24 protein-coding genes and 1 tRNA gene are annotated in these 26,743 nt (G+C 62.0%); 9 read left to right on the plus strand and 16 right to left on the minus strand.

The window, feature by feature from the left end; translation table 11 throughout:
- Positions 1–12: 12 nt before the first annotated feature.
- Both FJ490_RS06385 and FJ490_RS06390 read left to right on the plus strand, forming a co-directional pair.
- A complete protein-coding gene (locus tag FJ490_RS06385) occupies positions 13–273 on the plus strand; it encodes a DUF1127 domain-containing protein (RefSeq protein WP_181165346.1) in 261 nt (86 codons plus the stop codon).
- 358 nt (positions 274–631) lie between these two features.
- Positions 632–1,399, plus strand: coding sequence for a putative nucleotide-diphospho-sugar transferase (locus tag FJ490_RS06390; protein WP_210239466.1), 768 nt, complete (start codon positions 632–634; stop codon positions 1,397–1,399).
- A gap of 385 nt (positions 1,400–1,784) precedes the next feature.
- On the opposite strand, the gene FJ490_RS06395 is transcribed toward FJ490_RS06390, so the two are convergent.
- From FJ490_RS06395 to FJ490_RS06430, 8 genes are all read right to left on the minus strand, one after another.
- Positions 1,785–2,270: a heme-binding protein gene (locus FJ490_RS06395; RefSeq protein WP_140561186.1), complete on the minus strand. Its 486-nt coding sequence runs from the start codon at positions 2,268–2,270 to the stop codon at positions 1,785–1,787.
- 280 nt (positions 2,271–2,550) lie between these two features.
- Positions 2,551–3,372 (minus strand): MBL fold metallo-hydrolase, encoded by an 822-nt coding sequence (locus tag FJ490_RS06400; RefSeq protein WP_140632737.1) that lies wholly within the window; start codon positions 3,370–3,372, stop codon positions 2,551–2,553.
- Positions 3,369–4,169, minus strand: coding sequence for a TatD family hydrolase (locus FJ490_RS06405; protein WP_140729136.1), 801 nt, complete (start codon positions 4,167–4,169; stop codon positions 3,369–3,371). The genes FJ490_RS06400 and FJ490_RS06405 overlap by 4 nt, the downstream gene beginning before the upstream one ends.
- Positions 4,169–5,722: a methionine--tRNA ligase gene (gene metG / locus FJ490_RS06410; RefSeq protein ID WP_140729137.1), complete on the minus strand. Its 1,554-nt coding sequence runs from the start codon at positions 5,720–5,722 to the stop codon at positions 4,169–4,171. The genes FJ490_RS06405 and metG overlap by 1 nt, the downstream gene beginning before the upstream one ends.
- Positions 5,723–5,805: 83 nt before the next feature.
- Positions 5,806–6,861: a DNA polymerase III subunit delta' gene (locus tag FJ490_RS06415; protein WP_140557229.1), complete on the minus strand. Its 1,056-nt coding sequence runs from the start codon at positions 6,859–6,861 to the stop codon at positions 5,806–5,808.
- Positions 6,858–7,532, minus strand: coding sequence for a dTMP kinase (tmk, locus tag FJ490_RS06420; protein ID WP_140561191.1), 675 nt, complete (start codon positions 7,530–7,532; stop codon positions 6,858–6,860). Before tmk ends, FJ490_RS06415 begins: the two co-directional genes overlap by 4 nt.
- 183 nt (positions 7,533–7,715) lie before the next feature.
- Positions 7,716–8,882, minus strand: a complete 1,167-nt coding sequence (locus FJ490_RS06425) for a D-alanyl-D-alanine carboxypeptidase family protein (RefSeq protein ID WP_140729138.1) — start codon at positions 8,880–8,882, stop codon at positions 7,716–7,718.
- An 83-nt stretch (positions 8,883–8,965) separates the two neighbouring features.
- Positions 8,966–10,183: a septal ring lytic transglycosylase RlpA family protein gene (locus FJ490_RS06430; protein WP_140525188.1), complete on the minus strand. Its 1,218-nt coding sequence runs from the start codon at positions 10,181–10,183 to the stop codon at positions 8,966–8,968.
- A gap of 328 nt (positions 10,184–10,511) precedes the next feature.
- On the opposite strand from FJ490_RS06430, the gene FJ490_RS06435 reads away from it, so the two are divergent.
- Positions 10,512–10,601: transfer RNA gene (locus tag FJ490_RS06435), tRNA-Ser, on the plus strand.
- A 421-nt stretch (positions 10,602–11,022) separates the two neighbouring features.
- On the opposite strand, the gene FJ490_RS33610 is transcribed toward FJ490_RS06435, so the two are convergent.
- Both FJ490_RS33610 and FJ490_RS06450 read right to left on the minus strand, forming a co-directional pair.
- The gene (locus FJ490_RS33610) at positions 11,023–11,409 is read right to left on the minus strand and encodes a glycosyl hydrolase 108 family protein (RefSeq protein ID WP_319023018.1); all 387 of its coding nucleotides are present in this window, start codon (positions 11,407–11,409) and stop codon (positions 11,023–11,025) included.
- 649 nt (positions 11,410–12,058) lie between these two features.
- Positions 12,059–13,177: an acyltransferase gene (locus FJ490_RS06450; RefSeq protein ID WP_140525191.1), complete on the minus strand. Its 1,119-nt coding sequence runs from the start codon at positions 13,175–13,177 to the stop codon at positions 12,059–12,061.
- 662 nt (positions 13,178–13,839) lie between these two features.
- Between FJ490_RS06450 and FJ490_RS06455 the strand changes: the two genes are divergently transcribed.
- The 4 genes from FJ490_RS06455 (at position 13,840) to FJ490_RS06470 (ending at position 17,470) form a co-directional block, all read left to right on the plus strand.
- Positions 13,840–15,387 (plus strand): FAD-dependent monooxygenase, encoded by a 1,548-nt coding sequence (locus FJ490_RS06455; protein WP_140561198.1) that lies wholly within the window; start codon positions 13,840–13,842, stop codon positions 15,385–15,387.
- Between the two features lie 47 nt (positions 15,388–15,434).
- Positions 15,435–16,133: a DUF2161 family putative PD-(D/E)XK-type phosphodiesterase gene (locus tag FJ490_RS06460; protein WP_140525192.1), complete on the plus strand. Its 699-nt coding sequence runs from the start codon at positions 15,435–15,437 to the stop codon at positions 16,131–16,133.
- A 45-nt stretch (positions 16,134–16,178) separates the two neighbouring features.
- A complete protein-coding gene (locus FJ490_RS06465; RefSeq protein WP_140498595.1) occupies positions 16,179–16,586 on the plus strand; it encodes a DUF930 domain-containing protein in 408 nt (135 codons plus the stop codon).
- A gap of 197 nt (positions 16,587–16,783) precedes the next feature.
- Positions 16,784–17,470, plus strand: coding sequence for a TerC family protein (locus tag FJ490_RS06470; RefSeq protein ID WP_140498596.1), 687 nt, complete (start codon positions 16,784–16,786; stop codon positions 17,468–17,470).
- Between the two features lie 29 nt (positions 17,471–17,499).
- Here FJ490_RS06470 and FJ490_RS06475 read toward each other — a convergent pair whose 3' ends face one another.
- On the minus strand, positions 17,500–17,925 hold the full coding sequence (locus tag FJ490_RS06475) for a hypothetical protein (protein ID WP_140561200.1): 426 nt from the start codon (positions 17,923–17,925) through the stop codon (positions 17,500–17,502).
- A 315-nt stretch (positions 17,926–18,240) separates the two neighbouring features.
- Here FJ490_RS06475 and rimO point away from each other — a divergent pair, with 315 nt between their 5' ends.
- Positions 18,241–19,554 carry a 30S ribosomal protein S12 methylthiotransferase RimO gene (gene rimO, locus FJ490_RS06480; RefSeq protein ID WP_140498598.1) on the plus strand — a complete coding sequence of 438 codons (1,314 nt, stop codon included), beginning with the start codon at positions 18,241–18,243 and terminating at the stop codon, positions 19,552–19,554.
- 99 nt (positions 19,555–19,653) lie between these two features.
- Positions 19,654–20,760, plus strand: a complete 1,107-nt coding sequence (locus tag FJ490_RS06485; RefSeq protein WP_140561202.1) for an acyltransferase — start codon at positions 19,654–19,656, stop codon at positions 20,758–20,760.
- 46 nt (positions 20,761–20,806) lie between these two features.
- On the opposite strand, the gene FJ490_RS06490 is transcribed toward FJ490_RS06485, so the two are convergent.
- The 5 genes from FJ490_RS06490 to FJ490_RS06510 all read right to left on the minus strand — a co-directional run bounded on the left by FJ490_RS06490 (position 20,807) and on the right by FJ490_RS06510 (position 26,743).
- Positions 20,807–21,874 carry a BMP family ABC transporter substrate-binding protein gene (locus FJ490_RS06490; protein ID WP_140498600.1) on the minus strand — a complete coding sequence of 356 codons (1,068 nt, stop codon included), beginning with the start codon at positions 21,872–21,874 and terminating at the stop codon, positions 20,807–20,809.
- Between the two features lie 51 nt (positions 21,875–21,925).
- Complete coding sequence (locus FJ490_RS06495) at positions 21,926–22,846, minus strand: ABC transporter permease (RefSeq protein ID WP_140561203.1); 921 nt, start codon at positions 22,844–22,846, stop codon at positions 21,926–21,928.
- On the minus strand, positions 22,846–23,976 hold the full coding sequence (locus FJ490_RS06500) for an ABC transporter permease (RefSeq protein ID WP_140498602.1): 1,131 nt from the start codon (positions 23,974–23,976) through the stop codon (positions 22,846–22,848). Before FJ490_RS06500 ends, FJ490_RS06495 begins: the two co-directional genes overlap by 1 nt.
- Positions 23,973–25,550 (minus strand): ABC transporter ATP-binding protein, encoded by a 1,578-nt coding sequence (locus FJ490_RS06505; RefSeq protein WP_181165345.1) that lies wholly within the window; start codon positions 25,548–25,550, stop codon positions 23,973–23,975. The genes FJ490_RS06500 and FJ490_RS06505 overlap by 4 nt, the downstream gene beginning before the upstream one ends.
- Before the next feature lie 215 nt (positions 25,551–25,765).
- The gene (locus FJ490_RS06510) at positions 25,766–26,743 is read right to left on the minus strand and encodes a quinone oxidoreductase (RefSeq protein ID WP_140498604.1); all 978 of its coding nucleotides are present in this window, start codon (positions 26,741–26,743) and stop codon (positions 25,766–25,768) included.

The raw sequence follows: 26,743 nt of genomic DNA on the forward strand, positions 1-26,743 counted from the left end.
TAGGAGGTTGCCATGAACGATACCCTTGCATCGACGCGGTGTCAGACGGTGCGGCCGAGAATGCCCGTAGTGCTGGCGGAAGCGTCGCGTCGGCACTTGGCGACCCTGCGAAGCATTGTCGCGGCCTGGCACGATCGGACCTGGCGCGAGCGGATACGCTTTCGCTGGGAGCTTGAGCGAATGTCGAAGGACAATCCCCATCTGATCGACGACATCGGATTGACGAGACAACAGGTCGAGGCGGAGCTGGCAAAGCCTTTTTGGCAACGGTAGGCCGAATGCTGCAACCAGAGCGAGCGGAGCTCATTGAAAGTTCTGGGGTAGGGAGGTTGCCTCGAGAAGCCGGGGGCAAACCAGCAGCGCGTCGCCAGATCCAAAGCACGAACTCGCCGAGGTCATCGACCAGGTGTATCCTTACGGCTGCATCATGGCCGGCGAAATGATCTGGTTGAGCGCAAGGACAGGAGTTCCAGACCGTGGCCTCGGCCCAGCTGGCGCCCCTCGTCAACAAAATGGTTGTGGCCCAATGTTTTCTGCGCCGCTACCGATGACTTTATCGCATTGCGAGGCTATTCGGACTTATTGCTATATGCTTGGCGTCTAAATATTCATATCCTAATAAGGCTTCGCGTTGCTCACCCACATTCTTGATTTGTTCCGGGCCACCAAACACAGGCACCGGGAAATGCTCGCTCCCTTCCCGATAAACCCACAGCCGTCCGGCAACCCGGACAAGGCCGGTGAAATCGTGGCGTTCTTTACGATCAACTCCTTCTATGAGACAGAAGCCGCTCGCATGACCGCGTCAGCGTGGCGTCTTGGCCTTTCTGTCCAAGCCCGGCCATTCGCCGACGCTGGATCCTGGGTGCGCAACGCGAGCCTGAAGCCGACATTCCTTGTCAATATGCGTAGGAGGCTTCAGGGACCGCTGCTGTATGTGGACGTCGACACGGTCTTCCATCATGATCCCTGGCCGGAGCTCGCCGGTTTTGATTGCGACATCGCGGTCTATCGCGAAAGTGGCCGGCTGATGGCTGGAACCATCCTCATCAACGATACGCCGGCTGCTCGCGAGATCCTCGCCTTGTGGAAGAAGCGCAGCGATGAAAACCCGGAAGTCTGGGATCAGGTCGTGCTGCAGGAAATCCTCGACGAAGATCAGGCCTCGGCAAGCCCGCGCTATCGCGAAGGCCAGCTCCCGGCGCCGTTCTGCTGGGTGTTCGACCGCCTTGAGAATGGGAAGCCCGATAAGGTGTATATCGAGCAGCTCCAGGCGAGCCGGGAAATCTATGAGCGGCACGCTCGCGGCAAAGCACGCAGAGGTCTCAACCGTCGGCAGGACCGAGTCCGGACCATTGAGCGCATTCTTGACGAACACAGAGAGCGGCTACGCAGGTAGCCGACGACAGCCATTGCTGCAGCTTCGATGCCCTCGCGGGCGGCGACGAAGCGGCTGCCATGTGGCCCGTGATCTGCAAAGCGTTCATTCCAATTCACCAGTTTAGCAGAACGGGCACCAAAAACCGTGTCAGGAGAGTTGAGGTGGGGAGATTGGCTGCGCACAAGCAGGAGCGACATTCCTACCTTGCCGAAAGTCGCATAAGATAGATTATGGAACTAAGCTTCCAGCTCGGGTCTCAGGATCGGCCGTCGGTTGCCGGTCGAATGCGATCTTACGTCCGCCGGTTCCGGTGTGGAGACAGGGTTCACAGACTGAACCCCGTTCAACAGAGCAGCCCGCCTTGGACGGGCTGCGTTGGCATCTTAGGCAGGTCTAGGCAGGTCTACTCGGCGGCGCCGATCGCCTTGAGCCCGGCGGCGGCGCATTTGGCGTCGATATCGCCCGAAGGAGCACCGCCGACGCCAATGCCGGCCACCAAGGCATCGCCGAACTTGACCGGCAAGCCGCCAGCCTGGATCACCATGCGACGATCCATGTCACGCATGCCGTCATTTGCCGGCTTGGAGGCTATGAATTCGGCGAGCCCCGCAGTGTCGCGACCCAAGGCTGCCGCGGTGAAGGCCTTGCCTTCGGCGCTGGATGCGGTGTGTGCGCCGGAATTATCGGCCTTGAGCAGCACTTGCGTCGCGCCGCTCCGCGCCACGATGGCGACGCTGACATTGCTGCCTTCGGCAGCGCAGGCCTCCAGCGCGGCTTGTGCTGCCTTGGTTGCCCGCTCAAGCGGCAAGTAAGGGACGGTTGGCAATTCCTGCGCTGTGGCAGCGATAGGAGCAAGAAGCGTCACTGTAAGTACGAGTTCGCGAATCATCGGGCCTCTCCTTTCCAACTAACGGGCAAAGGTTAGCGCCTCTTGCTCTCAATGTATATTTTAGGAAGCCATCACATAGACTGCCTGTCAGGCCTGCAATGCAGATCGACGAGCATCCACCGGCCTGACAATGCAATCCTCTTTTGGCATTTTGCAATCTTGAAGCGACAGCGAACTGGCGACGGCCGTGTGGCGATCCCAGGTGCAAGATCTCGACATCGGACCTGTATCGGCGGCTCGCTGCCAGGCGATCAGTGCCATCAGCTATGAAGAGAATATTCTATCCGTCTGATCTATAAGGAATTTCAAGCGCCATGCCATCAAATGCCGGCTCGACATTTGCCGGAGTCTCAGCCATCACGGTAGCGTAGTCCAGCGGCCCATGCATATGGGTCAGCACAGCCTGTTTCGGGGCCAGCCGCTCGATCCACTCAAGCGCCTCGCCAAGCGACAGATGGCTCGGGTGCGTCCTGTACTGCAGCGCGTCGATGATCAGGACATCGAGATTACGCAGCCGTTCGGCAGTGGCAGCCGGAAAATCGCTGATGTCGGGGCAATAGGCTAGTCCGCCGATACGGAAGCCGAGCGATATGATGTCGCCATGGACCTGCGGCAGCGGCTCGAGGGTGAGGGCACCGCCCTCGCCTTCGATCACGACGGGCTTTGCGTGATCGATGATATGGGCGTCGACGATCGGCGGATAGGAACTGCCTGGCGGCGTCTCGAAACAGTAGCCGAAGGCCTGGCGCAGCCGCAGCATCGTTGGCTGATCGGCATGGATATCGATCCGCTGCCGCTGGTCGAGCACGAAGCCGCGCAGGTCGTCGATGCCGTGGATGTGGTCGGCATGTGGATGGGTGTAGACGACGGCATCGATGCGTTTGACCGAGGCCATCAGCATCTGCTGGCGGAAATCCGGTCCTGTGTCGATGACGACGGTGGTGCGGGCGCCGCTCTCGGCAATCCGCTCGACAAGGGCTGCCGTGCGCATGCGCCGATTTTTCGGATTTTGCGGATCGCAATTGCCCCAGTCGCCGGTGATGCGCGGCGTGCCCGGTGACGAGCCGCAGCCGAGAATGGTGAGGCGCAGCCGGTCTGTCATCGTTCAGGCGCTTTGCTCTGCGGGGGCGGCATCTTGCCGAACAGCCGGAAGAAATTATCGGTCGTCAAAGCTGCGATTTCACCTTCGCTGACGCCGATCGTCTCGGCCAGAACCCTGGCCGTGTGCGCGACATAAGCGGGTTCGTTGCGCTTGCCGCGAAATGGGATCGGCGCGAGATATGGCGCATCGGTCTCCACCAGCAGCCGGTCGTGCGGCAGGTCGGCGGCTATGGCGCGTATTTCGGCCGAATTCTTGAAGGTCAGGATGCCGGAAAACGAAACATAGCCGCCCAGCGAGACGCCGACCTCGGCCAGCCTGCGTCCCGACGAAAAACAGTGCAGGACGAACGGGAAGGCGCCCTTCCCCGTTTCTTCCTCAAGGATATGAGCCATGTCGTCGTCGGCGTCGCGCGAATGGATGACCAGCGGCAGGCCCGTCTCGCGAGCAGCGGCGATGTGGTTGCGCAAACCCTGCGCCTGCGCATCGCGGGGCGCTTTGTCATAGAAATAGTCGAGCCCGGCTTCGCCGATCGCCACCACCTTGGGATGGGCGGACAGGCGCACGAGATCCGCCGTCGTCACGTCAAGCTCTTCGGCCGCATTGTGCGGATGGGTTCCGACGGAGCAGTATACTTCGTCGAAAGCGTCTGCGATTTCAAGTATTTGCTGAAATCGCTTCACGCGCGTCGAAATCGTCACCATGCGGCCGATCCCGGCGGCCAGGGAGCGAGCGACGATGGACGCCCGCTCCTCTGAGAAGTCCGGAAAATCCAGATGGCAGTGGCTGTCGACGAGCATCAGCCGTTCGCTTCCGGCTGATCGACATAACGCGGAAATACGCCTTCTGGCACAGGCAACGCTCTGCCCGGCACAAGCGCATGGTCGGCGTGGAGATGCACGAAATCGCGCTCGTCTGCCGGCACCGCCAGCAGGTCAAGCAGCTTCGCGGCCGATCCTGGAGTGAAGGGCTGGCACAGAATCGCCACGCGCCGGACCACTTCGGCCGTAGTCCACAATACCGTTTGCATGCGCTCGGGGTTGGTCTTCTTCAGCGCCCAGGGTTCCTGTCCGGCGAAATACCGGTCGGCTTCGGCCACCACGCCGAAGATCGATGCCAGCGCCAGATGGATGCCTTGCTCGGCCATTGCCTTGCGCGCGGCGGCAAGAGCGGCCGCCGCCTGATCGAGGATTGCCTTGTCCGCATCCGTCAGCTCGCCGCGCGTCGGCACCACGCCGCCGCAGTTCTTGGCGATCATCGACAGCGAGCGCTGCGCCAGATTGCCGATGCCGTTGGCAAGGTCGGCATTGGTGCGGTTGACGATCGCTTCGTGGCTGTAGCTGCCGTCCTGGCCGAACGGCACCTCGCGCAGGAAGAAATAGCGCACCTGGTCGAGCCCGTAGTGCTCGATCATGGTGAAGGGGTCGATGACGTTGCCGACCGATTTCGACATCTTCTCGCCGCGGTTGAACAGAAAGCCGTGGCCAAAGACGCGCTTCGGCAGCGGAATGCCTGCCGACATCAGGAAGGCCGGCCAGTAGACGGCGTGGAAACGCACGATGTCCTTGCCGATGATGTGCGCATCGGCCGGCCAGAATTTCCAATTATCTGCTTTTTCATCGGGATAGCCGACGCCGGTAATGTAGTTTGTCAGCGCGTCGACCCAGACATACATCACGTGCTTCTCGTCGCCGGGCACCGGCACGCCCCAGTCGAACGTCGTGCGCGAGATCGACAGGTCTTTCAGTCCCGATCTGACGAAGCTCATCACTTCGTTGCGCCGCTCGGCCGGGCCGATGAAATCCGGCTGGCCCTCGTAGAGCGCCAGCAGTTTGTCCTGATAGGCCGAAAGCCGGAAGAAATAGCTTTCCTCCTCGACCCATTCGACCGGCGTTCCTTGCGGGCCATAGCGGATATTGTCGGGACGAACCTCGGTTTCCTCCTCGCCGTAATAAGCTTCGTCACGCACCGAGTACCAGCCGGCATAGCCGCCCTTGTAGATGTCTCCATTGGCAGCCATCGCCTTCCAGATCGCCTGAGAGGCCGCGTAGTGCCGCTCTTCGGTGGTGCGGATGAAATCGTCGTTGGAGGCGTTGAGCGCGGTCGCCATGCGCTTGAACTCAGCCGAATTGCGGTCGGCCAGTTCGCGCGCAGAAATGTCTTCCTTCTTCGCCGTCTGCAGCATCTTGATGCCGTGTTCGTCGGTGCCGGTGAGAAAGAAGACCTGCTTGCCGTCGAGCCGCTGAAAGCGGGCCAGCGCATCGGTGGCGATCAATTCGTAGGCATGGCCGATATGCGGCTTGCCATTGGGGTAAGAGATCGCGGTCGTGATGTAGAATGTATCGCGTGACATGAATGAACCGTCATGAATGTCTGAATGGAAGGCGTGGCGGTGGATATCGCATCGGGGTGGCGATTGCCATCCCGAGGGAACCATCACATTCGCATTGCAGACTTCAGGCGGTCGATCATGGTCAAGGCGTGCTGCTTCTTGTCGAGATTGTAGGTATCAGTCTCAGATATAGCGTCCAGCGCCTCATGCCAAGTGTCCGACAGCGTTTTGGCTCGTGCGAGATCGCCGGCCAGCGCCGCCCGGCTCGCCGCATCGGACAACAGATCGAGCGCGCGGCGGTTGAAGATATCGAACTGGATCGCCTGGTCGCGCCCGGCCACGACTTCGGCAAGGCGATAGGCGCCGGCGATGTCGCTCTTGCCGGCGCTCACCAGGGCGTCCAGCGTTTCGGCGATCTCCAACCCGCCATACTGCGTCAGGAGGATCGCATTGCGGGCGCTGCCCCCTGCCCGCGCGGCAAGGGCTGTCCGCGCGGCCGGATCGTCCGGCGGAGGCGGCTCGGCAGTTTCCAGCACCGCCATCAGCTCGTCGGCATCGAGCGGCGACAGCCGAACCAATTGGCAGCGCGAACGGATCGTCGGCAACAGGCTGCCCGGTGCATGGACGATGAGGATGAACAGCGTTCGCGCCGGCGGCTCCTCAAGATTCTTCAGCAAGGCATTGGCTGCATTGGTGTTCATGTCGTCGGCCGGGTCCACGATCACCACCCGGTAGCTGCCGTCATGCGAAGTCATCGACAGGAAGCGATTGACCTTGCGGATCTCGTCGACGGTGACGACCGTCTTGAAGCTCTTCGTCTTGTCGTTCAGCGGCCGCGTCAGGTGCAGCACGCCGGGATGCGCGCCGGTGGCGATCTGGCGAAACAGCGAGGACGCCGGATCGGGAACGGCGAGCGTCTCCGGCGCCTGCTCGAAGGCCGGATGCTTCAGGAGATGATGCGCCAGATGGAACGCGAGCGTCGCCTTGCCGATGCCGAGCGGTCCGGTGAAGATCAGCGCGTGCGGCAGCTTTCCAGCGCGATAGGCGGCGGCGAGCATGGCGGCGGCCTGCCCGTGCCCGACCAGGCGTGGCGTTTCGGACGGTTCAGGGACGCCGTCCAGCGTGTCATGCTGTTCCGGCGCGATGCGTTCGAAGATCATGCGGGTGCGGTCTGTCTGTTGCGCATGGGCGCCCTCGCCTCCAGCGCCGCGAACACCGTGGCGGTGACGACATTTTCTACCGCATCGGGAGCGGCGGATGCGTCGATCACAACGCAGCGCTCCGGCTCGGCCGCGGCGATCGCCAGGAACGCCTCGCGGCGCGCCTGGTGGATGGCAAGCGTTTCCTTTTCGAAGCGATCGGGGCCGGCGCCGGCGCCGCGACGCACTGTTGCGCGTCTCAGGCCTTCCGTGGGATCGATGTCGAAGATCAGCGTCATGTCGGGCATCATGCCATTGATGGCGACCTGCTCCAGCGTCTCCATGAACACCGGGTCGAGGCCGCCGGTGACGCCCTGGTAGACGCGCGAGGAATCCAGGAAGCGGTCGCATAGGACAATGGAGCCGCGCTCGACCGCCGGGCGGATGACCTGCTCGACATGGTCGGAGCGCGCCGCCGCGAAAAGCAGCGCTTCCATTTTCGGCCCGAACGGCTCGGCGGCGCCCGAAAGCAGCACATGCCGGACCGCTTCCGCGCCCGGCGAGCCGCCCGGTTCCCGGGTGACGAGAACGTCGTATTTCTTGGCGCGCATCTTTCCCGCCAGCCGCTCGATCTGCGTCGACTTGCCTGCTCCTTCGCCGCCTTCGAAGGTGATGAAAAATCCGCGTGCCAACCGAAAGGCCTTTATCCCTTATTTGAATGGATTCTAGCGCTCTAGATAGTCCGCGTTCGGGGAAACGTCCATGCCGCCGGCGTTATCGCATGCCGCTCAAAAGTGACCTCGGCTGGAGAGAACGACATGCATAAACAAAGACGCCAAAGCGCATAGCGTGAATCCGGTTCAGCGCGACGCGCTTTAGCGGAGCCAGCCGACGGCCAGTTCCTTGACGGCGTCGAGGGCGCGTTGCGGCAGCGTGCCGATGCCGATCGATTCGGCGGCGAAAAGCGGCGTCTCCTGGCTCAGTGTGTCGCCGATCCAGACCCGCAGCACGCCTACCGGCTGCCCCTCCTCCACAGGTGCGGCAACCGGTCCGTCATAGACGATGCTCGCCGTCAGTTTGTCGCGGTTGGCTACCGGCAGGAAGATGGCGATCGGCCCTTTCGCCTTCAGCGTCACGCCGGCCTTAATGCCGCCGAAAACCTGAGCTTGGCCCACCACCTCGTCCTTGGCGAAGATTTGCGTCTTCTCGAAGGAACGGGCACCCCATTCGAGCAGCTTGCGCGCTTCCTCGGCGCGTTCCTTGTCGCTGGCGAGCCCGCTCATCGCCGCGATCACCCGCGCGCCATTGTGGCTGACCGAGCCGACTATGCCGAAACCGGACACCTCACTGCTGCCGACCGCCAGGCCGTCGGCGCCGATGTCCATCGCCAGCAGCGGGTTGCGATTCCTCTGCGAAATCCTGTTCCAGGTAAAATCCTTCAGGCCGTAGTAGCGATAGAGGTCCGGATAGTCGCGCCACAGATGCAAAGCCAGCATTGCCAGTTCGCGCACGCTCGTCTGCTGGCCGTCCGCCGGCAGCCCGGTCGAATTGACGAAAGTCGATTTGGCCAGGCCGATCTGGCGGGCGCGTTCGGTCATCTGCGCGGCGAAATTGTCCTCGGACCCGGCCAAGCCTTCGGCCAGCACGATACAGCCGTCATTGGCCGCCTGCACCGTCACGCCCTGGATCAGGTCCTCGACCCGGACCGCCGATTTGAGCTTGGCAAACATCGTCGACGTTCCCGAAGGGGCGCCGCCCTTGCGCCAGGCGTTTTCACTCACCACGAACGTGTCGTCGAGGGTCAGGCGCCCGGACTTGATGGCGTTGAACACCACTTCCATCGTCATCAGCTTGGCCATCGAGGCCGGCTGTATCGGCTTGTCGGCGTCCTTGGAAAACAACACCGTTCCGGTCTCGGCGTCGATCATGAAGGCCTGGGCTGCCTTGGTCTCGAAAAGCTGCGCGCTGGCGGGCGCGATGCAAAACAGCAGCAGGGCCAATCCCAGAAATCCGGCCAAAGGCGGAAAGACGCGCAACTGCATGAAATCTCGACCCGTTTGCCGGTTCTGGCGCAGCCAAGCTATCAGGGTTTTTTCCGCAGGATCAACCGTGCGGGAAAAATAGATCAGTTGCGCACGGCCAGGGCGTCCGGCGCACCATGCGACCAGGCCGCCTGCAGCAGATCGTCGACGCCGCCATGGCCGTCCGGATAGAGGTTTACCGCATACCAGTCCTTGCCGTCGAATTCGGAACGCTGGATCTCTATCCTGCCGAAGGGCTCGAGCGCGGCGGCCACGCGTTTTGCCTCGGTGGCGTCATCGAAAGTGCCGGCCGCGACATAGGCCGGCGACGGCGCCTGGGGATTGGCGCTCTTCCATGAGCGCAGGATGTCGGCGGGCGACATGCCGTCGTCGTCAAGTGCGGCAAAGACATCGGCGCTCCGCACGCGCTCGTCGGCATAGGAGAGCGAGGCCACCGAAAACGGCGATTGCGGCGGCAGGCCGATATCCGGACGCTCCGGCACGATCGGACCGAAGTCGGGCAGCGCCAGGTCACCCAACGCCGGCGATTGTGCCGGCACCTGCCCTTGCGGAACCATATCGGAATTCGTCAGCTGACCCGGAAACGGCACGGCGGCAGCACCCACCGGCAGGCTGGGCGACGGTCCGTTCATGGCCACCATGACGCCGGTCGGCAGGCCGTCCGACGGGTCGGGTATCCTGTTGCCTGGATGGTAGGAGGCCATCAGATACTGGTCGTCATTGCCGTCGAGCGGCGCGCGGCCAACATATTCCACCTTCACCTCGGCCGTGCCGACATTGGCATAGTCGAGCATCTGGGCGGCGCGTTCCGAGACATCGATGATGCGGCCCTGGTGGTAGGGACCGCGATCATTGACGCGCACGATGACCGAACTGCCGGTCTTGAGATTGGTGACGCGGGCGTAGCTCGGCAGAGGCATGGTCGGGTGCGCCGCCGTCAGATGGCTCATGTCGTAGACTTCGCCGTTGGCGGTCAGCCGTCCATGAAAGGCGTCGCCGTACCACGACGCCAGGCCGACCTTGGCATAGTGCTTGTCTTCCTTCGGATAGTACCACTTGCCGCGAACCTGGTAGGGTTTTCCGAGCTGGTCGCGGCCGCCGCCACGCCGCATGAAGGCGACGCGAGGGCTGGCCTTCACGCCATATTCGGTTTCGGCGAAATATTCCTTGGAACGGGTCTTCTTGTGGACCATCCCTTTTGGTTCAGGCTGCGACGCGCAGGCGGCAAGCAAGGCTGCCGACATGGTGAATAGCGCGAAAGCGCAAGCACGGCGTAGACGCGGGCGCGCCGTAGTTTGCATTTCCTGATGTCCCCTACAGTCTCGACCAAAAACGCCGCGGCTTGAACGTCGCAGGAGCCAAAGCTTACCTGACCAAGACCAACGACGCCTCGAACCCCTGTCCTTTGTGCGCAGGAATTGTTTATCACGCTATTAATCGATTGTGGCCGGAACCGGGCAAGATTGTGACGCCACCCTGCCCGGCGTCGGCTGCCGGGAAACATGCGGTCCGCGCATGCCGGTTGACAGATCTTTGCCGGGCACACTAGAGCATCAGCAAGATGGCTCTCTTCATTCGCCGCCAGGCTCGAATATCTGATCGAGTGACGCTGGGCGAAGAGATGTCGCTGGAGGGATGGCCGAGCGGTTTAAGGCACCGGTCTTGAAAACCGGCGTGGGCGCAAGTTCACCGTGGGTTCGAATCCCACTCCCTCCGCCAGATTTCTTTCTATCGGCTTAAAAAAGCTGTGCTTTTCGACTTTGCCTTATTCGGTTCCTAACTTGGTTCCTAACCTTTCGAAACGATGAAGCTAAAGGCTCAACGAACGATTGCGGCGATGATGATCCCGAGCAGCCCCACCCTGTCTTGCTCTTGGGCACTGCTGGGGCCGTGGATGGTGCAGGAGAGACCGGCGTAACAACCTGTGGCTGGTTGCCCTGCTGGGTCACTACGACCACGCTGGGAGGCGCAGGCGCAGCAGGAGGCGCGGCAGGCTGGATGACGATGGGTGCTGGCGCTTTGCTCATCAGCAGAGCTTGGGAGCGGACAGAGGCCACGCGGCTTGTCCAGCCCTTACCGAACTCGCCCCATGTCGGCAGGCGCTTCAGGAAGGCCATGCGGGCATCGCACAGCGCATCGATCACACCCCTGCCGGCTTGGCCTTTACTGCCGCGATCGTGGCTGGGCCTATGCGCCCATCCTGCGCAACGCCGACAGCGCCTTGCAGGTATTTGGCCGCGCGGCCGGGACCGGAATTAACCGCGAAATCGAAGACGGCATAGTCCACCCCATCGGGCAGCTCGGCGCCGGCAACGGCATCCCAGTAGAAGCGGCGAAAGACGGTGGCGACCTGCGCATCGGTGATATGGCGCAGATCATCCTTGGTCGCTTTGGCTTGGACGTAGCGGCGGAAGTTAGCCAGGGTGACGCCCTTCATAGTGGCGCCGCCCGGATCGGCCGGATTGTCCGACCAGAGTCCTTCTGATTTCAAGACGAGCGCAAGCGCCCGCGCGAAGTTGCGGTCCATGAGTTTGTCCTTTCCGCCCTAGCGGGCAGGTTGTGCTTTCTAGGTTTTGAGTATGTCCCGCGCCCGAAGGTCCAGAGGGACGAAGTACGCGGGCCTGGGTGCTGACCGAAGCAACTTTCCGTTCGGCCGACTGCTTCCGGTACATTTGCTCTAATCAGAACAATGTACTACAAAGCCGCCGGGCTTAGGGGAGAAACTGTGAATAGCTTGTTTTGGTGGACGGGCGCGCTCGTGTGGGCGTCCGCAACGGTCGCTGCAATAGGCGGCTTAGCGATAGCATATCTGATGTTTGCTGGTGGAGACGATATAGAGAGGCCACAGAAAAGGGCTGATCCGCGCCGTCCTTTCGATACCCTGGATTGATGCGCGGCCCATGCGGTGTTTCATCGTCGAGTTGATGCGCGACGGCAAAGCGGCGGAGCGGATCGAGGTTCGCGCCAAGAACGTTGTCGAGGCCGCAAAGAGCCGTGGACCAATAACGATATCGTGTCGGGAAGAACCTCAGACCGGCGAATGGATAAGGGTAACGCACCCTGACGGAATCACGACGACTTGGTTTGAGGCAGATCGTTAAAAGGTGCTGCGCACGCCGAGTTAGGTCGGTTTCGGAACCCGACAGGCCTGCCGCTCAGAGATGCGGCCGATAAATTTACTCCGCAGGAGCGGGGATCGTCTGCGGTACAGTGCGCGCTGTCGTCAGCAGACGCCCCAACGTGATCCCGCCCTGCTCCAGCCACTTCTCCGAGAAATACGCGAAAGGGAGCGTCAGAGTTACGACCACCGTCCCCACCAGCAGCCCGGTTTCAAGTGCGTGTGTCGGGTAGATGCCAAGCGGGTCGACCAGTGACCAGACGATGAGCAGGAAAAGAACGTTGATCAAGTAAAAGCTGTAGCTGATCTTGCCGAGGAACCGGCAGACCGGATTGGCGAGGATCGTGGTCGCTGTCAAACTCTGGTCGCCGTAATAGACCGACCCGACGAGCGCGGCGCACAAGATGACTTGCCCAAGCGTGCTGGCATCAGGGTTGAAGGGAACGAACATTCGAACGATCACGAACGCAGCGATTATCAGCCAAAGCGCCAGCGATGACACGCCGGAAAAGAACGGCTGGAAGCGCCTGTCCGCGATCAGCATGCCAATGGCAAAGGATGATATCCACGCGGACATGTGTGGAGCCCCCATGACGAAAACCGGCTGCGCCATGGCAAACACGCTCAAGCTAAACAGAACCAAAGCCGACACCGATCCGAAGCGCTTCTGGAAGAAGAAAAACGCCAGGACGAACGGCACCGCGAGCATTTCGGCTTGGATGGTTGTGGACGGGCCGTGCCACGTAATCTGAACCAGCAAAGCATTCAGCGTTGCCAGCCATAGATTAGGCGAGGGAACGCCGGCCCAGCCCATTTGCGCAAAAAACTGAGACAGCAAGTAATATGCCGCCAAGCAGCCAAACAGAGCGGGGTAGAGCCGGCAGACCCGGCGCACAACGAACTTCGAGACGATTGCGAATGGTGCCCCCGTCGACTTCTCCAGCGATAGGGAGAGGACGAAGCCGCTCAAGACAAAGAACAAAAGAACGGCGTTGTTCCCGTTGAATATGGAAAGCATGATCTTGGTCAGAACGTCCCTGAGTGTGGTCATGCCCTGTATAGGCTGGATCAGGGTCGTTCCAACCAGCACCTCATGATGCAGGATAGAATGATAGAAAACCACGCTAACGGCTGCTATGCCTCGCAACCCATCGAGTGACGCGTTCCTATCTGCCATTTTGCTCCCCGAATCTTGGAAGTATGGACACGCCGCACTGGGAAGCGGTCAAGTAAAAACGCCACTACTCTTACGAGTTTGTGTAGGCTATGTTGTTTTTCAGCAACCCGGCTGACACGCTTATCAGTCCGGCTGATGGCGTGCCACCAGTAGGCGCACCGACAGCCACGTCGCCCGGTACCTGTGTGGGAGCTTGCCGTATCCGATGTGCCAGGTTCAAAAGCAGGCGGCTCTGCCGGCGTCTCAAAGATGAACGCATCCGCCGTCAGGAAGCCCTTAGGGTTGTACCACGGGAATGGCGCCCTGGAATACCATTCCATTCAAGCCGACCGACAGCGAAATTGCCACGAGACGAGCGAATCGGACAACGCATCGGGCGGCGTTTCATCGGTTCTAGCCTGAGCGGCCATGATTCCGTTCGGCGTCGGCCGCAACCCCGTCTGTTGCGGATAGCTCACCGCAACGCTATAGAGCCGCTGTCGGAAAAGGCAGACTTGGTTTGGTAAGCCCAAGTCCTTTCGGTAACGAAAGCTCTGGTCTTTGGCCTCCTGCAGGAGATCCCCACGACGAACATCGGACGCTTCTCTCGCGTCCAATCGTTCGTCCGTGTGGTTCTCAAATCCGAGGAACGCTCCGGTCGAACATCGACAAAGGAGCAGTTCATGCACAACCGCCATCTCGATTCCCATGATGTAGTAATCGCTGGTGCAGGCCCTGTCGGTCTGTTCCTCGCCTGTGAGTTGCGCCTCGCCGGCCTCTCGGTGCTGGTGCTGGAGCAAGCCGAAGACCCGCACTCGCCGTTGAAGCGGCTTCCGTTCGGGCTGCGCGGCCTCTCGGTGCCCACCATCGAAGCCCTCCACCGTCGCGGTCTGCTGGACGACATCGCCTCTCCAAGGGATGGAACGGGCAACGGTGGCGCTGCGACTGGTGCGCACTGGCTGAATCAACCGCGCCGTCCGGGTGGCCATTTCGCAGGTATCCAGTTCTTCCACGATGCCATCGACGCCGCGAAATGGCCCTACCGCCTGCCAGGTTCGGCCACCGCCGCAATCGCGGTCGAAATGGCGCATCTCGAATCAGTCTTGGCCGCGCGCGCAATCGCAATGGGGGTCGAGATCAGGCGCGGCTTCGGTGTCGAGGACTTCGATCAGACGGATGAAGGCGTGACCGTTCGCGCCGGCGGTGAGATTTTTCGGGGATTTTGGCTCGTCGGCTGTGACGGCGGGCGCAGCACGGTGCGCAAGGCCGGCGGCTTCGCGTTCGTCGGTACCGATCCGGAATTCACAGGCTATTCCGTTCAGATCGAAATGGCCGACCCGGACAGGCTCACGCCCGGCCGCCACTACACGCCGACCGGCATGTATACGTATCAAAGACCCGGTACTGTCGCGATGGTCGAGTTCGATGGTGGGGCTTTCCACCGAACCCAGCCAATCACCTGCGACCACGTGCAGGCGGTTTTGCGCCGAGTATCCGGCGCGGACCTCACGCTGACGGCTCTCAAACTCGCCGCCACCTGGACGGATCGCGCCCACCAGGCAACGACCTACCGCAAGGGACGAGTGCTGCTTGCCGGCGACGCCGCGCATATCCATTCTCCCTTGGGCGGCCAAGGTCTCAACCTCGGGCTCGGCGACGCGATGAACCTTGGCTGGAAGCTGGCCGCCACCATCCGCGGCGACGCGCCGGACGGTCTGCTCGACAGTTATTTCAGCGAACGCCATCCGGTCGGGGCGCAAATCCTCGACTGGTCGCGCGCCCAGGTCGCGCTCATGCGGCCAAGCCCGGCAACGCGCGCGCTCGAAACCATCATCCGCGACCTGATCGACACGCGCGACGGCGCGACATACTTCGCCGAACGGATATGGGGTATTTCTCTTCGCTACGATCCTGGCGGCGGCCACGGGCTGGTCGGGCGCAGTGTTCCCGATTTCGAGCTGATCGGAGGAAGAAAAATCGGCGAGTTCCTCCGCACGGGCAAGGGCCTGTTCCTTGACTTTGACGCTTGCCCATCGCTTGAAGCGCTTGCAGGCCGCTGGGGCGACCGGATCACCTACGTCGCCGGAAAGGCCAGGGATCAGCTTGGCTTGAGCGCCGTGCTCGTGCGCCCCGACGGCTTCGTGGCCTGGGCTGGCGAGGATGACCCCAACCCGGAGGAAGCCGCTCAAGCCGCATCACGATGGTTCGGCGAACCCCGGAAAGGCATGTAGACCTGCTCCCGAGGCTTTTCGTGCCGAATCGGCTAAGCCTTGGGCCTATGAACGAAACCTCACTCTACGCGCCGGTGAAGCGGTTTCTCGAAAGCCTGGATTTTGCCGTGAAGGGCGAGATCGGCGGCTGCGACATTGTCGCGCTGCGTGAGGGGGAGCCGCCCGTCGTCGTCATTTGCGAGTTGAAGCTGGCGTTCAATCTCGAACTGGTGCTGCAAGGCGTCGACCGCGCGACCGCCTGCGACGAGGTGTGGCTGGCCGCGCGCATGTCGGCCAGGGGCAAGGGACGCGAGAGCGACGCCCGGTTCCGCAATCTTTGCCGCCGGCTTGGCTTCGGCCTGCTCGGCGTGACGGCGAGCGACCGGGTCGAGGTGCTCCTGAGTCCGGTCACCGTCGCGCCGCGCAAGAACCCACGGCGCCGCTCGCGGCTGGTCGACGAGCACCGCCGGCGCCGCGGCGATCCTGTCGCGGGCGGGGGATCGCGCAATCCCATCATGACAGCGTACCGCCAAAGCGCCCTCGCCTGCGCCGCGGCATTGGCCGACGGGCCCAAGCGCCCGCGCGATCTCAAGGCGCTGACGCCGCTTGCGCCGAAAATCCTGCTGCACAATGTCTATGGCTGGTTCGCGCGCGTCGACCGCGGCGTATACGATCTGACCGACGCCGGCCGTGCCTCGCTGATGCGTTGGCCGCAGCCATCGCACGATGAATCCCGACACGGGATTTTGAACGCGCCGAGTGCCTGAGCGCGGGACAACGCCCGGCCCTTTGGTTGATTTTTCAGACAAAATATGCTGCTTGTCCCGCCCATGAAGACACTCTGCACGACGGTCATGGCGTTCTTGACCCTGGCTTTTCCGGCCAACGCCATGGACAGCGCCTTGCGCGCAGGCCTCCTGAAACTCGACCCGCAAACCCGCCTCGAACAGCGCTGTGATGCTGAAGTCCTCGACCGGATCACCCATGACGACCGCAAGTACAAGGCGGATCGGGTGGTCGCTTACGCCTTTGCCACGCCGGTCATGAGCGACGACGCCATTAAGAGCCCAGGAGCCGCCTTCCGCAGCAAGGGGCAATGGTACCGGCTGAAATTCAAGTGCGAGACGGCGCCGGACCATATGGAGGTTTTACAGCTCCGCTACCGCATCGGCGACGAGATTCCAGAGACCGACTGGGCAAAATACAATCTCTACGATTAGGCGCTACGACTAGGTTTTCATTGCCGTTTCGGCTCGCCTGCCCGTGATTGTCGAATCCCCTCAATGGCGCCGCTGCAACGAAAGCGGTTTTGCGGCGTTGCCCGAAGCGATGTCTTGACGGCAAGGAACCATGTCTTTAGGGCGGGCTGGGCGATCGACAACGAACACTCGGCGAACAGGCAAGGGCTTCCAGGTCGATGGAAATATTTACTGCCGCAGGCTTATCGGCTCTTTTTCAGGTTATCGCGATCGATCTTGCGCTGGCTGGGGACAACGCCATCGTCATCGGCCTTGCGGCGGCCGGCTTGCCGGCCAGTCAGCGCAAACGGGCCATTCTGGTCGGCATCATCGCGGCCACCGTCCTTCGCATTTTCTTCGCCCTGATCACGCAATGGCTGCTGACAATTGGCCCCATGCTCCTCATCGCCGGCGGCCTGCTGCTGCTTTGGGTGTGCTGGAAGATGTGGCGGGAGCTGGGTGTCAGCCACGAGCAGGAGCGCGACGCGACCGAAGCGCTGTCGAATGGCGATTTCGACAAGGATGGGACCATCGCCGGCAAGTCGCCGCGCAAGACCTTCTCGCAGGCCGCGTGGCAGATCGTCATTGCCGACGTCTCGATGTCGCTCGACAATGTCCTGGCCGTCGCGGGTGCGGCCATGAACCATCCGACGGTGCTGATCATCGGCCTCGCTCTGTCGATTGCGCTGATGGGCTTCGCCGCGTCCTTCGTCGCGCGCCTGCTGCACAAATACCGCTGGATCGCCTATATCGGCCTACTGATCATCCTTTACGTCGCCGTGAAGATGCTTCTCGACGGCGCCGTGCAGCAGTTTCCCGACCAATTCGCTTTCCTGGCGCCATGGTTCGGGTCGAGCGGCCACTGATCTGGAACCCTCGCGCCCGCCGATGTTGGTCAGTTTGAAATTGCAGCGTAGTGGTTCATTCTAATTGGGATTGAACCGGTGCCCATCGGCGCGAAGAAGCACGTCCACCTATATCGCTGGTAAGGATCAAACTTCATATGGGGAATGATCGTTCGATAAAACGTCATTAGACGCTCGCAGATGTGGTATCGATCATCGGGCGCAGCCTGGACACGTTCTCTCGGGATAAACCACTCTGCTTCTTGTGGCTCATTCAAGTAGGTAGGGTGCAGCCTGACAAAATAGCCGTCTTTGGTCATCCTGACATCGTTGGAATCGATGGGGCGGCAATCCTTGTTTCCGCAGCAGTCATAGTGAAGAACGGGATCGGTCTTGCCCGTATACCAACCGTGTGCGTCCGCATCGCCGGGCAGCACAAGCCACGCCAATGCAATATGTCCTAGCAACTGTCTCATGGGACTAGCCCCTCACCATTCTGCCTATAGCATATTAGTGAGTCCTAATCATAGCGCTGAAAGTCGCGTTGACTGGCTGCCATTACCCGGCAATTCGCTTTTTGTAAGAGCCGCGAACCAACGGCTTTCGGCTTCTTCGCTTCGATCCGCACAACGAGATCGCCGATGTCGCAGAGCTTGCCTGTTTGCCTGTTCGGGCGAGCCGTGCTATTGCGCCGCCCGAATTGAGCTCCCGCCAGAGCCGTGCAAACCGTTATATGTCGAGACTTCGAGCCGGATCAGCGTTTCCGGTTCATGTCCATTGGAACCTTGCCCATGTCCGCCCCGCGCGTCAGCTTCGTCAGTCTCGGATGCCCCAAAGCCCTGGTGGATTCCGAACGCATTATCACGCGCCTGCGCGCCGAGGGCTATGAGATCGCGCGCAAGCATGACGGTGCCGATCTCGTCGTGGTCAACACTTGCGGCTTCCTCGATTCCGCCCGTGATGAATCGCTCAACGCCATTGGTTCGGCGCTTTCGGAGAACGGCAGGGTCATCGTCACCGGCTGCCTGGGCGCCGAGCCCGATGTCATTCGCGAGAAGCATCCCAACGTTCTCGCCATCACCGGTCCGCAGGCCTATGAGAGCGTCATGGCGGCCGTGCACGAGGCTGCGCCGCCGAGCCATGATCCCTATATCGATCTGCTGCCGCCTCAAGGCGTCAAGCTCACGCCGCGCCACTATGCCTATCTCAAGATTTCGGAAGGCTGCAACAATCGCTGCACCTTCTGCATCATCCCGGCGCTGCGCGGCGACCTTGTCTCGCGGCCGGCGGCCGATGTGCTGCGTGAAGCCGAGAAACTGGCCAAGGCCGGCGTTAAGGAACTCCTCGTCATCTCGCAGGACACCAGTGCCTACGGCATCGACATCAAATACCAGGCCAGCATGTTCGGTGATCGTGAAGTGCGGGCGAAGTTCCTCGACCTGTCCGAGGAATTGGGCAAGCTCGGCATCTGGGTGCGCATGCACTATGTCTACCCCTACCCGCACGTGGCCGACGTCATCCCGCTGATGGCCGAGGGAAAAATCCTTCCCTACCTCGACATCCCCTTCCAGCATGCGTCGCCGCAGGTGTTGAAGAACATGCGCCGGCCGGCACATGGCGAAAAGACGCTCGAGCGCATTCGCGGCTGGCGCGATGTGTGTCCCGACCTCGCCATCCGCTCGACCTTCATCGTCGGATTTCCCGGCGAAACCGACGAAGATTTCGAGATGCTGCTCGACTGGCTGGATGAAGCGAAGATCGATCGCGCCGGCTGCTTCAAATATGAACCTGTACGGGGCGCGCGCTCCAACGAACTCGGCCTTGAGCAGGTGCCGCAGGAAATCAAGGAGGCGCGCTGGCATCGCTTCATGCAGCGCCAGCAGAAGATCTCGGCGACGCAATTGGCCAAGAAGGTCGGCAAGCGCCTGCCGGTGCTGATCGACGAAGCGCATGGCACATCGGCCAAGGGCCGCACCAAATACGATGCGCCTGAGATCGATGGCTCCGTCCATATCCAGTCGCGCCGCCCGCTGCGCGCCGGCGACATCGTCACCGTCAAGGTCGATCGCGCCGACGCCTATGATCTCTACGGTTCGGCCGTCTGAGGACCACGATTTACCACATTTCGCGATAGTTCCGGCCATTTACCCTGTTTGGCCGCCGCCTGCCTTATGGTTTCCGGACCGTAAACGCAGGAACTCAGGATGGACCCCAGACCTGTCCGCCAGGATTATATCGCGACGCTGGACCTGTTGAGGCTGGCGGCGGCGCTGGCCGTCGTGCTGTTTCACTATTTCTTTCGCGGCGCGGCAGCAGACGGCTTTCTCACGGCGGGCTATCCTCATGCCGCGCCACTCGCTCTGTACGGCTATCTCGGCGTCAATCTTTTCTTTCTGATCAGCGGTTTCGTCATCGCATGGTCGGCGGATGGCCGCGGCTGGGAAGAATTCGCCGTCGCGCGTTTCGTGCGTTTATATCCGGGCTTTCTGCTCTGCATGACGATAAGCTTCGCGGTTATCGCCTTTTCCGGCACGCCGCTGCTCCCAGCCTCCTTCAGCCAGTATCTCGCCAATCTCACAATGTTCGCGCCGGCCGTCGGCCAACCTTTCATGGACGGCGTCTACTGGTCGGTCGTGCTTGAAGTGGTTTTCTACGGCTGGGTGACGCTGGCTCTGATTGCCGGCGTTTTCCAGCGATGGAAATTGGGGCTGATCCTCGGCTGGCTGGCGATCTCGGCCATCAACGAACTCTTCCTCGGCAGCGGCGCGGCGCGGCTTCTGTTTCTCACCGAGTTCGGGCCGTTCTTCGCCGCCGGCATGCTGGTCCATCATCTCCACGCACACGGTCGCTCAGTGCCGGCCTTGCTGCTGCTGGCGGCCGCCTTCGTGCTCTCCAGCTATACGCTGTCGGTGACGCAACAGTGGATGATCGGGCATTACGGCATTGCGGTCTCGTCCGCCCATCTCGTGGCCGCCAACGTGGTGATGCACGCAGCGCTGATCGGCGCTGTCCTGCTGCGCGACCGGATCAGACCGTCGCCGCTCACGCTGGCTCTCGGCGGGCTGACTTACCCGCTTTATCTTCTTCACCAGAATGCCGGCTATCTCTTCATCAACGCCTTGACGCCGCTGGCCGGCAAATGGGTTGCAGCGTGGACCTGCGTGGCGCTCATGGTTTTGGTGTCGTGGGCGATCTGGCGCTATTTCGAGCGGCCGGTGCAGCGTTGGCTCAGGATCCGGCTCAGTCTCGTGGTGGACGCCGGCCTGGTGCGGTTTCGCCATGTCTCGGTGGCCGCGCAAGCCGCCGAATGAGAAAGGGCGCCGCGCGGCGCCCTTCCCTGACGAACGTACGTAGAGCTTATTGCGGCAGCTTGTCGTCGACGCCCTTGACGTAGAAATTCATGCCGAGCAGCGTGCCGTCATCGGCGACCTCGCCGTCCTTCAGCCATGGCGAGCCGTCCTGCTTGGCGATCGGTCCGGTGAAGGGATTCCAGCCGCCGGCAATTTTCTTTTCGGTCGCCTCGGCCATTGCCTTCACGTCATCGGGCATATTGGTGTAAGGCGCAAGCTTCACCGCGCCGTCCTTGATGCCGAGCCAGACATTGTCGGGCTTCCAGGTGCCGTCGATCGCTGCCTGAACCCGGCTGATGTAATAAGGTCCCCATTCGTCGGTCAGCGAGGTCAACTGCGCGTTCGGCGCGAACTTGATCATGTCGGAGGACTGGCCGAAGCCGTGCAGCTTGCGCTCCTCGGCCACCTGCAGGGCCGCGGTCGAATCCGTGTGCTGGACGATGATATCGGCTCCCTGGTCGAACAGGGCCTTGGCCGCATCGGCTTCCTTGCCCGGATCGAACCAGGAATTCACCCAGACGATCTTGGCCTTGAAATTCGGATTGATCGACTGCGCGCCGAGCATGAAGGAGTTGATGCCCATCACCACTTCCGGGATCGGGAAGGAGACGATGTAGCCGGCGACGCCGGACTTCGATTCCTTGGCCGCGATCTGACCGAGCACATAGCGGCCTTCATAGAAGCGCGCATTGTAGATGCCGAGATTGTCCGCCGTCTTGTAGCCGGTGGCGTGCTCGAACATCACCTTGGGGAACTTCTTGGCGACCTTCACTTCGGCGTCCATGAAGCCGAAGGACGTGCCGAAGATGATCTTGCAGCCTTCGCGCGCCAGCCGCTCGAAAGCACGGTCGGCATCGGGGCCTTCGGAGACGTTTTCAAGATAGGCGGTCTCGACCTTGTCGCCGAGCGCCTTTTCGACTTCGAGGCGGCCCTGGTCGTGCTGGTAGGAATAGCCGAAGTCGCCGATAGGGCCGGTATAGACCCAGCATGCCTTCAGCTTGTCGGCGGCCTCCGCGGACGCGACCAGCGAAAATGCCGCTGTCGTCGTCATCAGGGCAATAAGCAGTTTTTTCATCGTGTTACCTCTCTGAGTTAAGCCTTGGAGCTTCCCGTCTTGTTATTGTTGTCAACGATCCGGAACGAATGGCTGCCCCAAGGAAGCCGGTGTGTTCATCATCGTCAGACGCTTGTTGCGCGAGATTAGAACGAGAACCACGACCGTCGCCAGATAGGGCAACGAAGAAAGCAGTTGCGAAGGCACCGGAATGCCAAAAGCCTGTGCATGAAGCTGGCCGATCCACACCGCGCCGAAGATATAGGCGCCCGCCAGCACCCGCCACGGCCGCCAGGACGCGAACACCACCAACGCAAGCGCGATCCAGCCGCGGCCCGCGCTCATGTTCTCGACCCACTGCGGCGTGTAGACCAGCGACAGATGGCCGCCGGCAAGACCGGCGCAGGCGCCGCCGAAGATTACCGAGAGATAACGGTAGCGGATGACCTTGATGCCGAGCGCATGCGCCGAGGCGTGGCTGTCGCCGATCGAGCGCAGCGTCAGCCCGGTGCGCGTCCGGAACAGGAACCACATCACCGCCGCCGTCAGCGCTATCGAGATGTAGAACAGCGGATCCTGGCCGAACAGCAGTCTGCCCACCACCGGGATGGAGCTGAGCCCGGGAATATCGAGATTGGGCAACCTGACGCCGGGCTGGCCGACGAAACTGGTTCCCATCATGCCGGAGAGGCCGAGGCCGAGCAGTGTCAGCGACAGGCCGGTCGCCACCTGGTTGGTGGCCAGCGACAGCGTCATGACGGCAAACAGCAGCGAGAACAGCGCGCCCATGGCGATGGCCGCCAAGAGCCCGATCCAGGGCGAGCCGGTCAGATAGCCTGCGCCGAAACCGCCGACGGCGCCCATGATCATCATCCCTTCGACGCCAAGGTTGAGCACGCCGGAGCGTTCGACCACCAGTTCCCCGATCGCCGCAATGAGCAGCGGCGTCGCCGCCGTGGCGATGGTCAGGAGGATGTTGACGGTGATGTCCATCAGCGGGCTTCCTTCAACTTTGGCGCGGCCTCGAGCTTCGCGGCACTCTCCGATTTGGTCAGCGCCAGACCGATCAACCGGATGCGGTAATGGATGAGCGTGTCGCAGCCGAGCACGAAGAACAGCAGCATGCCCTGGAACACGCGCGCCACCTTGTCGGAGATGCCGAGCGCGCTTTGCACCGCCTCGCCGCCGAGATAGGTCAGGGCCAGCACCAGGCCCGCCGCGACGATGCCGAGGGGATTGAGCCGGCCAAGGAACGCCACGATGATGGCGGTGAAGCCGTAGCCGGGCGAAATGACGGGCTGAAGTTGCCCGATGGCGCCGGAAACTTCCGATATCCCGGCAAGCCCGGCCAAGGCGCCCGACAACAGGAAGGCGAAGAAGACCATGCGGTTGAGGCCGAAGCCGGCGAAGCGCCCTGCCCTCGGGCTGGAGCCGAGCACGCGAACCTCGAAACCCTTGAGCATGCGGCTCATCATCAGCCACACCAGCACCGCCGCGACCAGCGCGAACACGAAGCCCCAATTGGCGCGGCCGGCATCCGGCATCAGTTCCGGCAGGATGGCGGAATCGCCGAATTGGATGGTCTGCGGGAAGCCATGGCCCTGCGGGTCGCGCCAGGGTCCGCGCACCAGCCAGTCGAGGAAGAGCTGTGCGACGTAAACCAGCATCAGGCTGGTCAGGATCTCGTTGGTGCTGAAGCGGGTTTTCAGAAATGCGGGGATAGCCGCGTAGGCGGCACCGCCGACCATGCCCAGCAGAAGCATCAGCGGCAGCACCAATGGGCCCTCGAACCCAGGAAACAGCACCGGAACGGCCGAGCCGAAGATGGCGCCGAAGATGAACTGGCCTTCGGCGCCGATGTTCCAGATGTTGGCCTTGTAGCAGACCGACAGGCCGACCGCGATCAGGATCAGCGGCGCCGCCTTGATCGCCAGCTCGTGCAACTGCCAGACCTGGCTGACCGGCTCGATGAAATAGATGTTGAACGCGCTGAACGGATTGACCCCGAGCAGCGCGAACATGATGCCGCCCGCGATGATCGTCAGCGCGAAGGCGATGAATGGCGACAGCATGGAAAACAGCGCCGAGCGCTGCGGCCGTTTGACGAGTTCGAGGCGCATCATGCCGTCTCCAGCGTGTGTTCGGCGTGGCCTGGTTCGGCGCCGCCCATCAGCAGGCCGATTTTTTCGAAGGTCGCCTCGGCGATCGCCAGCGGCCTGGACAGTTCGCCATTGTGCATCACCGCGATCGCATCCGATATCTCGAACAGCTCGTCGAGATCCTGGCTGATGACCAACACCGCCGATCCGCTGCGGGACAGTTCGATGAGTGCCTGGCGGATATGGGCGGCTGCGCCTGCATCGACACCCCAGGTCGGCTGGTTGACCACCATGACGTCAGGCCTGCGGTCGAGTTCGCGGCCGACGATGAATTTCTGCAGATTGCCGCCGGACAGCGCTGCCGCCTCCGGATCGGGCGCGCTCTTGCGCACGTCCATCGCCTCGATGATGCGCTGGGCGGCGGCATAGACGGTGCCGCTCTTGACCATTCCGCCCGTCCCGACGAAGGTCTTGCCGTCGGTGGCATGGCGCGACAGGAGCAGGTTTTCCGAAAGCCGCATGCGCGGGGCGGCACCATGGCCGAGGCGCTCCTCCGGCACGAAGGCTGCACCCAGCAGCCGGCGCCCGGTGATGCTGAGGCTGCCCGCATCCTTGCCGCGAATGCGCACCGAGGCGGCATCCGGCTGCAGGACTTCACCGGAAACGGATTCGAAGAACTCGCCCTGGCCGTTGCCCGCGACACCGGCGATGCCGATCACCTCGCCGGCGCGGACGGTGAGATTGATATTCTTGAGCGGGATCGAAAACGGCGTCGCCGGCTTGCGGCTGAGGCCGCGGATTTCGAGCAGGGACTGTGCCGTTTCGATGCCCGCGACCGGCGCGCGCACCACGGCCTGCACTTCGTTGCCGACCATCATGCGGGCCAAGGACGCGGCGGTCTCCTCGCGCGGATTGCAGTGGCCGACCACCTTGCCGTGCCGCAGCACGGTGGCGCGGTCGCAGATGCGTTTGACCTCCTCCAGCCGGTGCGAGATGTACAGGATCGATTTGCCTTCCGAGCGCAGACGTTCGAGCGTCTCGAACAGCTTGTCGGCCTCCTGCGGCGTCAGCACCGAGGTCGGCTCGTCCAGGATGATGAGTTGCGGCGTCTGCAGCAGGCAGCGGATGATCTCGATGCGCTGGCGCTCGCCCACCGACAGGTCCCCTACCAGCGATTCAGGATCGAGCGGCAGGCCGTAGCTGTAGGAAAGCGCCCTCGCCTTGGCCGCGATGCTGCTGATCGGCGAACCGTCATCCAGGGAAAGCGCGATGTTCTCGGCCGCCGTCAGCGCCTCGAACAGCGAGAAGTGCTGGAACACCATGCCGATGCCGAGCTTTTTCGCGACGCCCGGGCTGGTAATTCTGACGGCCTGGCCATTCCAGAATATTTCGCCGGAATTGGGCTCCAGCGAGCCGAACAGCATCTTGACCAGCGTCGATTTGCCGGCGCCGTTCTCGCCGAGCAGCGCGTGGATCTCACCCTTGGCGATGTCGAGGTCGACATGATCGCACGCCGTCAGCGTGCCGAAAATCTTGGTCAGGCCGCGAACCTCAAGCAGATTCGCTCCGTTATGATTTGCACTCACAGTGCCTCCCATCCGGGTTCCCGGATATGTTCTGTGTTCCCGCAAGCATCGTATGCGCGGCCAGCTCTCATGCGAAAGCAGCACTCGACTTGAAAGAGCTTCAAGAATTTCAGCGGAAACTCAAGGGCAAAGATCAGTCTTCTTCGCGCAACCACGCGGCGGGCCGGCTTTTCGTGCAAACCTTGCCCGCACCTGTGTGAGAGAGCTGAAAACCAGGGCAGTATCCGTCAGGGAACCAGTATGGTCGTGCCTGTCGTGCGGCGCCCTTCAAGATCCGCGTGCGCCTTGCCCGCATCCTTGAGTGCATAACGCTGGTTGATCTTGATCTCGACGGCGCCGCTGAGCACGACCTCGAACAAGGCCGCGGCCGAGGCGTCCAGATCCTCGCGTTTTGCATTGTAGACGAACAACGTCGGCCTTGTGGCGAACAAGGATCCTTTCTGCGCCAGCAGCGACATCGAGAATGGCGGGATCGGTCCCGACGACTGGCCGAAGCTGACGAACATGCCGAGCGGCTTCAGGCAGTCGAGCGAGGCCGGGAATGTGTCATTGCCGACGGAATCGTAGACGACATCGCATTTTTTGCCGCCGGTGATGGCCGCGACGCCGGCAACGAAATCCTGCTCCTTGTAGTTGATGACATGGTCGAAGCCGTGTGCCTTGGCGAGTTCGATCTTGTCGTTCGAACTTGCCGTGCCGATAACGGTCGCGCCCAGATGCTTCGCCCATTGGCCGAGAATGAGCCCCACGCCGCCGGCTGCCGCATGGAACAGGATGGTGTCGCCTGCCTTGACCTTGAAGGTCCGGCGCAAGAGATATTCGGCGGTCATGCCTTTCAGCATCATTGCTGCCGCCTGCTCGTCGCTGATGCCGTCCGGCACCTTGACGACCTTGCTGGCATCGATGACGCGCTCCTGCGCATAGGCGCCTGTGGTGACGGCATAGGCGATCCGGTCGCCGGGCTTCAGCCAGTCAACGCCCTCGCCCACAGTCAGGACCAAACCGGCGGCCTCGCTGCCGGGAATAAGCGGAAACCCGCCGGGCGGCGGATAGAGACCGGAGCGATGATAGACGTCGATGAAATTGAGGCCGATTGCCGTGTGCCTGACCAGGATCTGCCCTGATCCCGGTTGGCCGGGATCGGTGTCCTCATAGGTCAGGACTTCCGGACCGCCATGGGCGTGGATGCGGACTGCTTTGGGCAT

Source organism: Mesorhizobium sp. B2-5-11 (genome assembly GCF_006440835.1).
Lineage (GTDB): Bacteria > Pseudomonadota > Alphaproteobacteria > Rhizobiales > Rhizobiaceae > Mesorhizobium.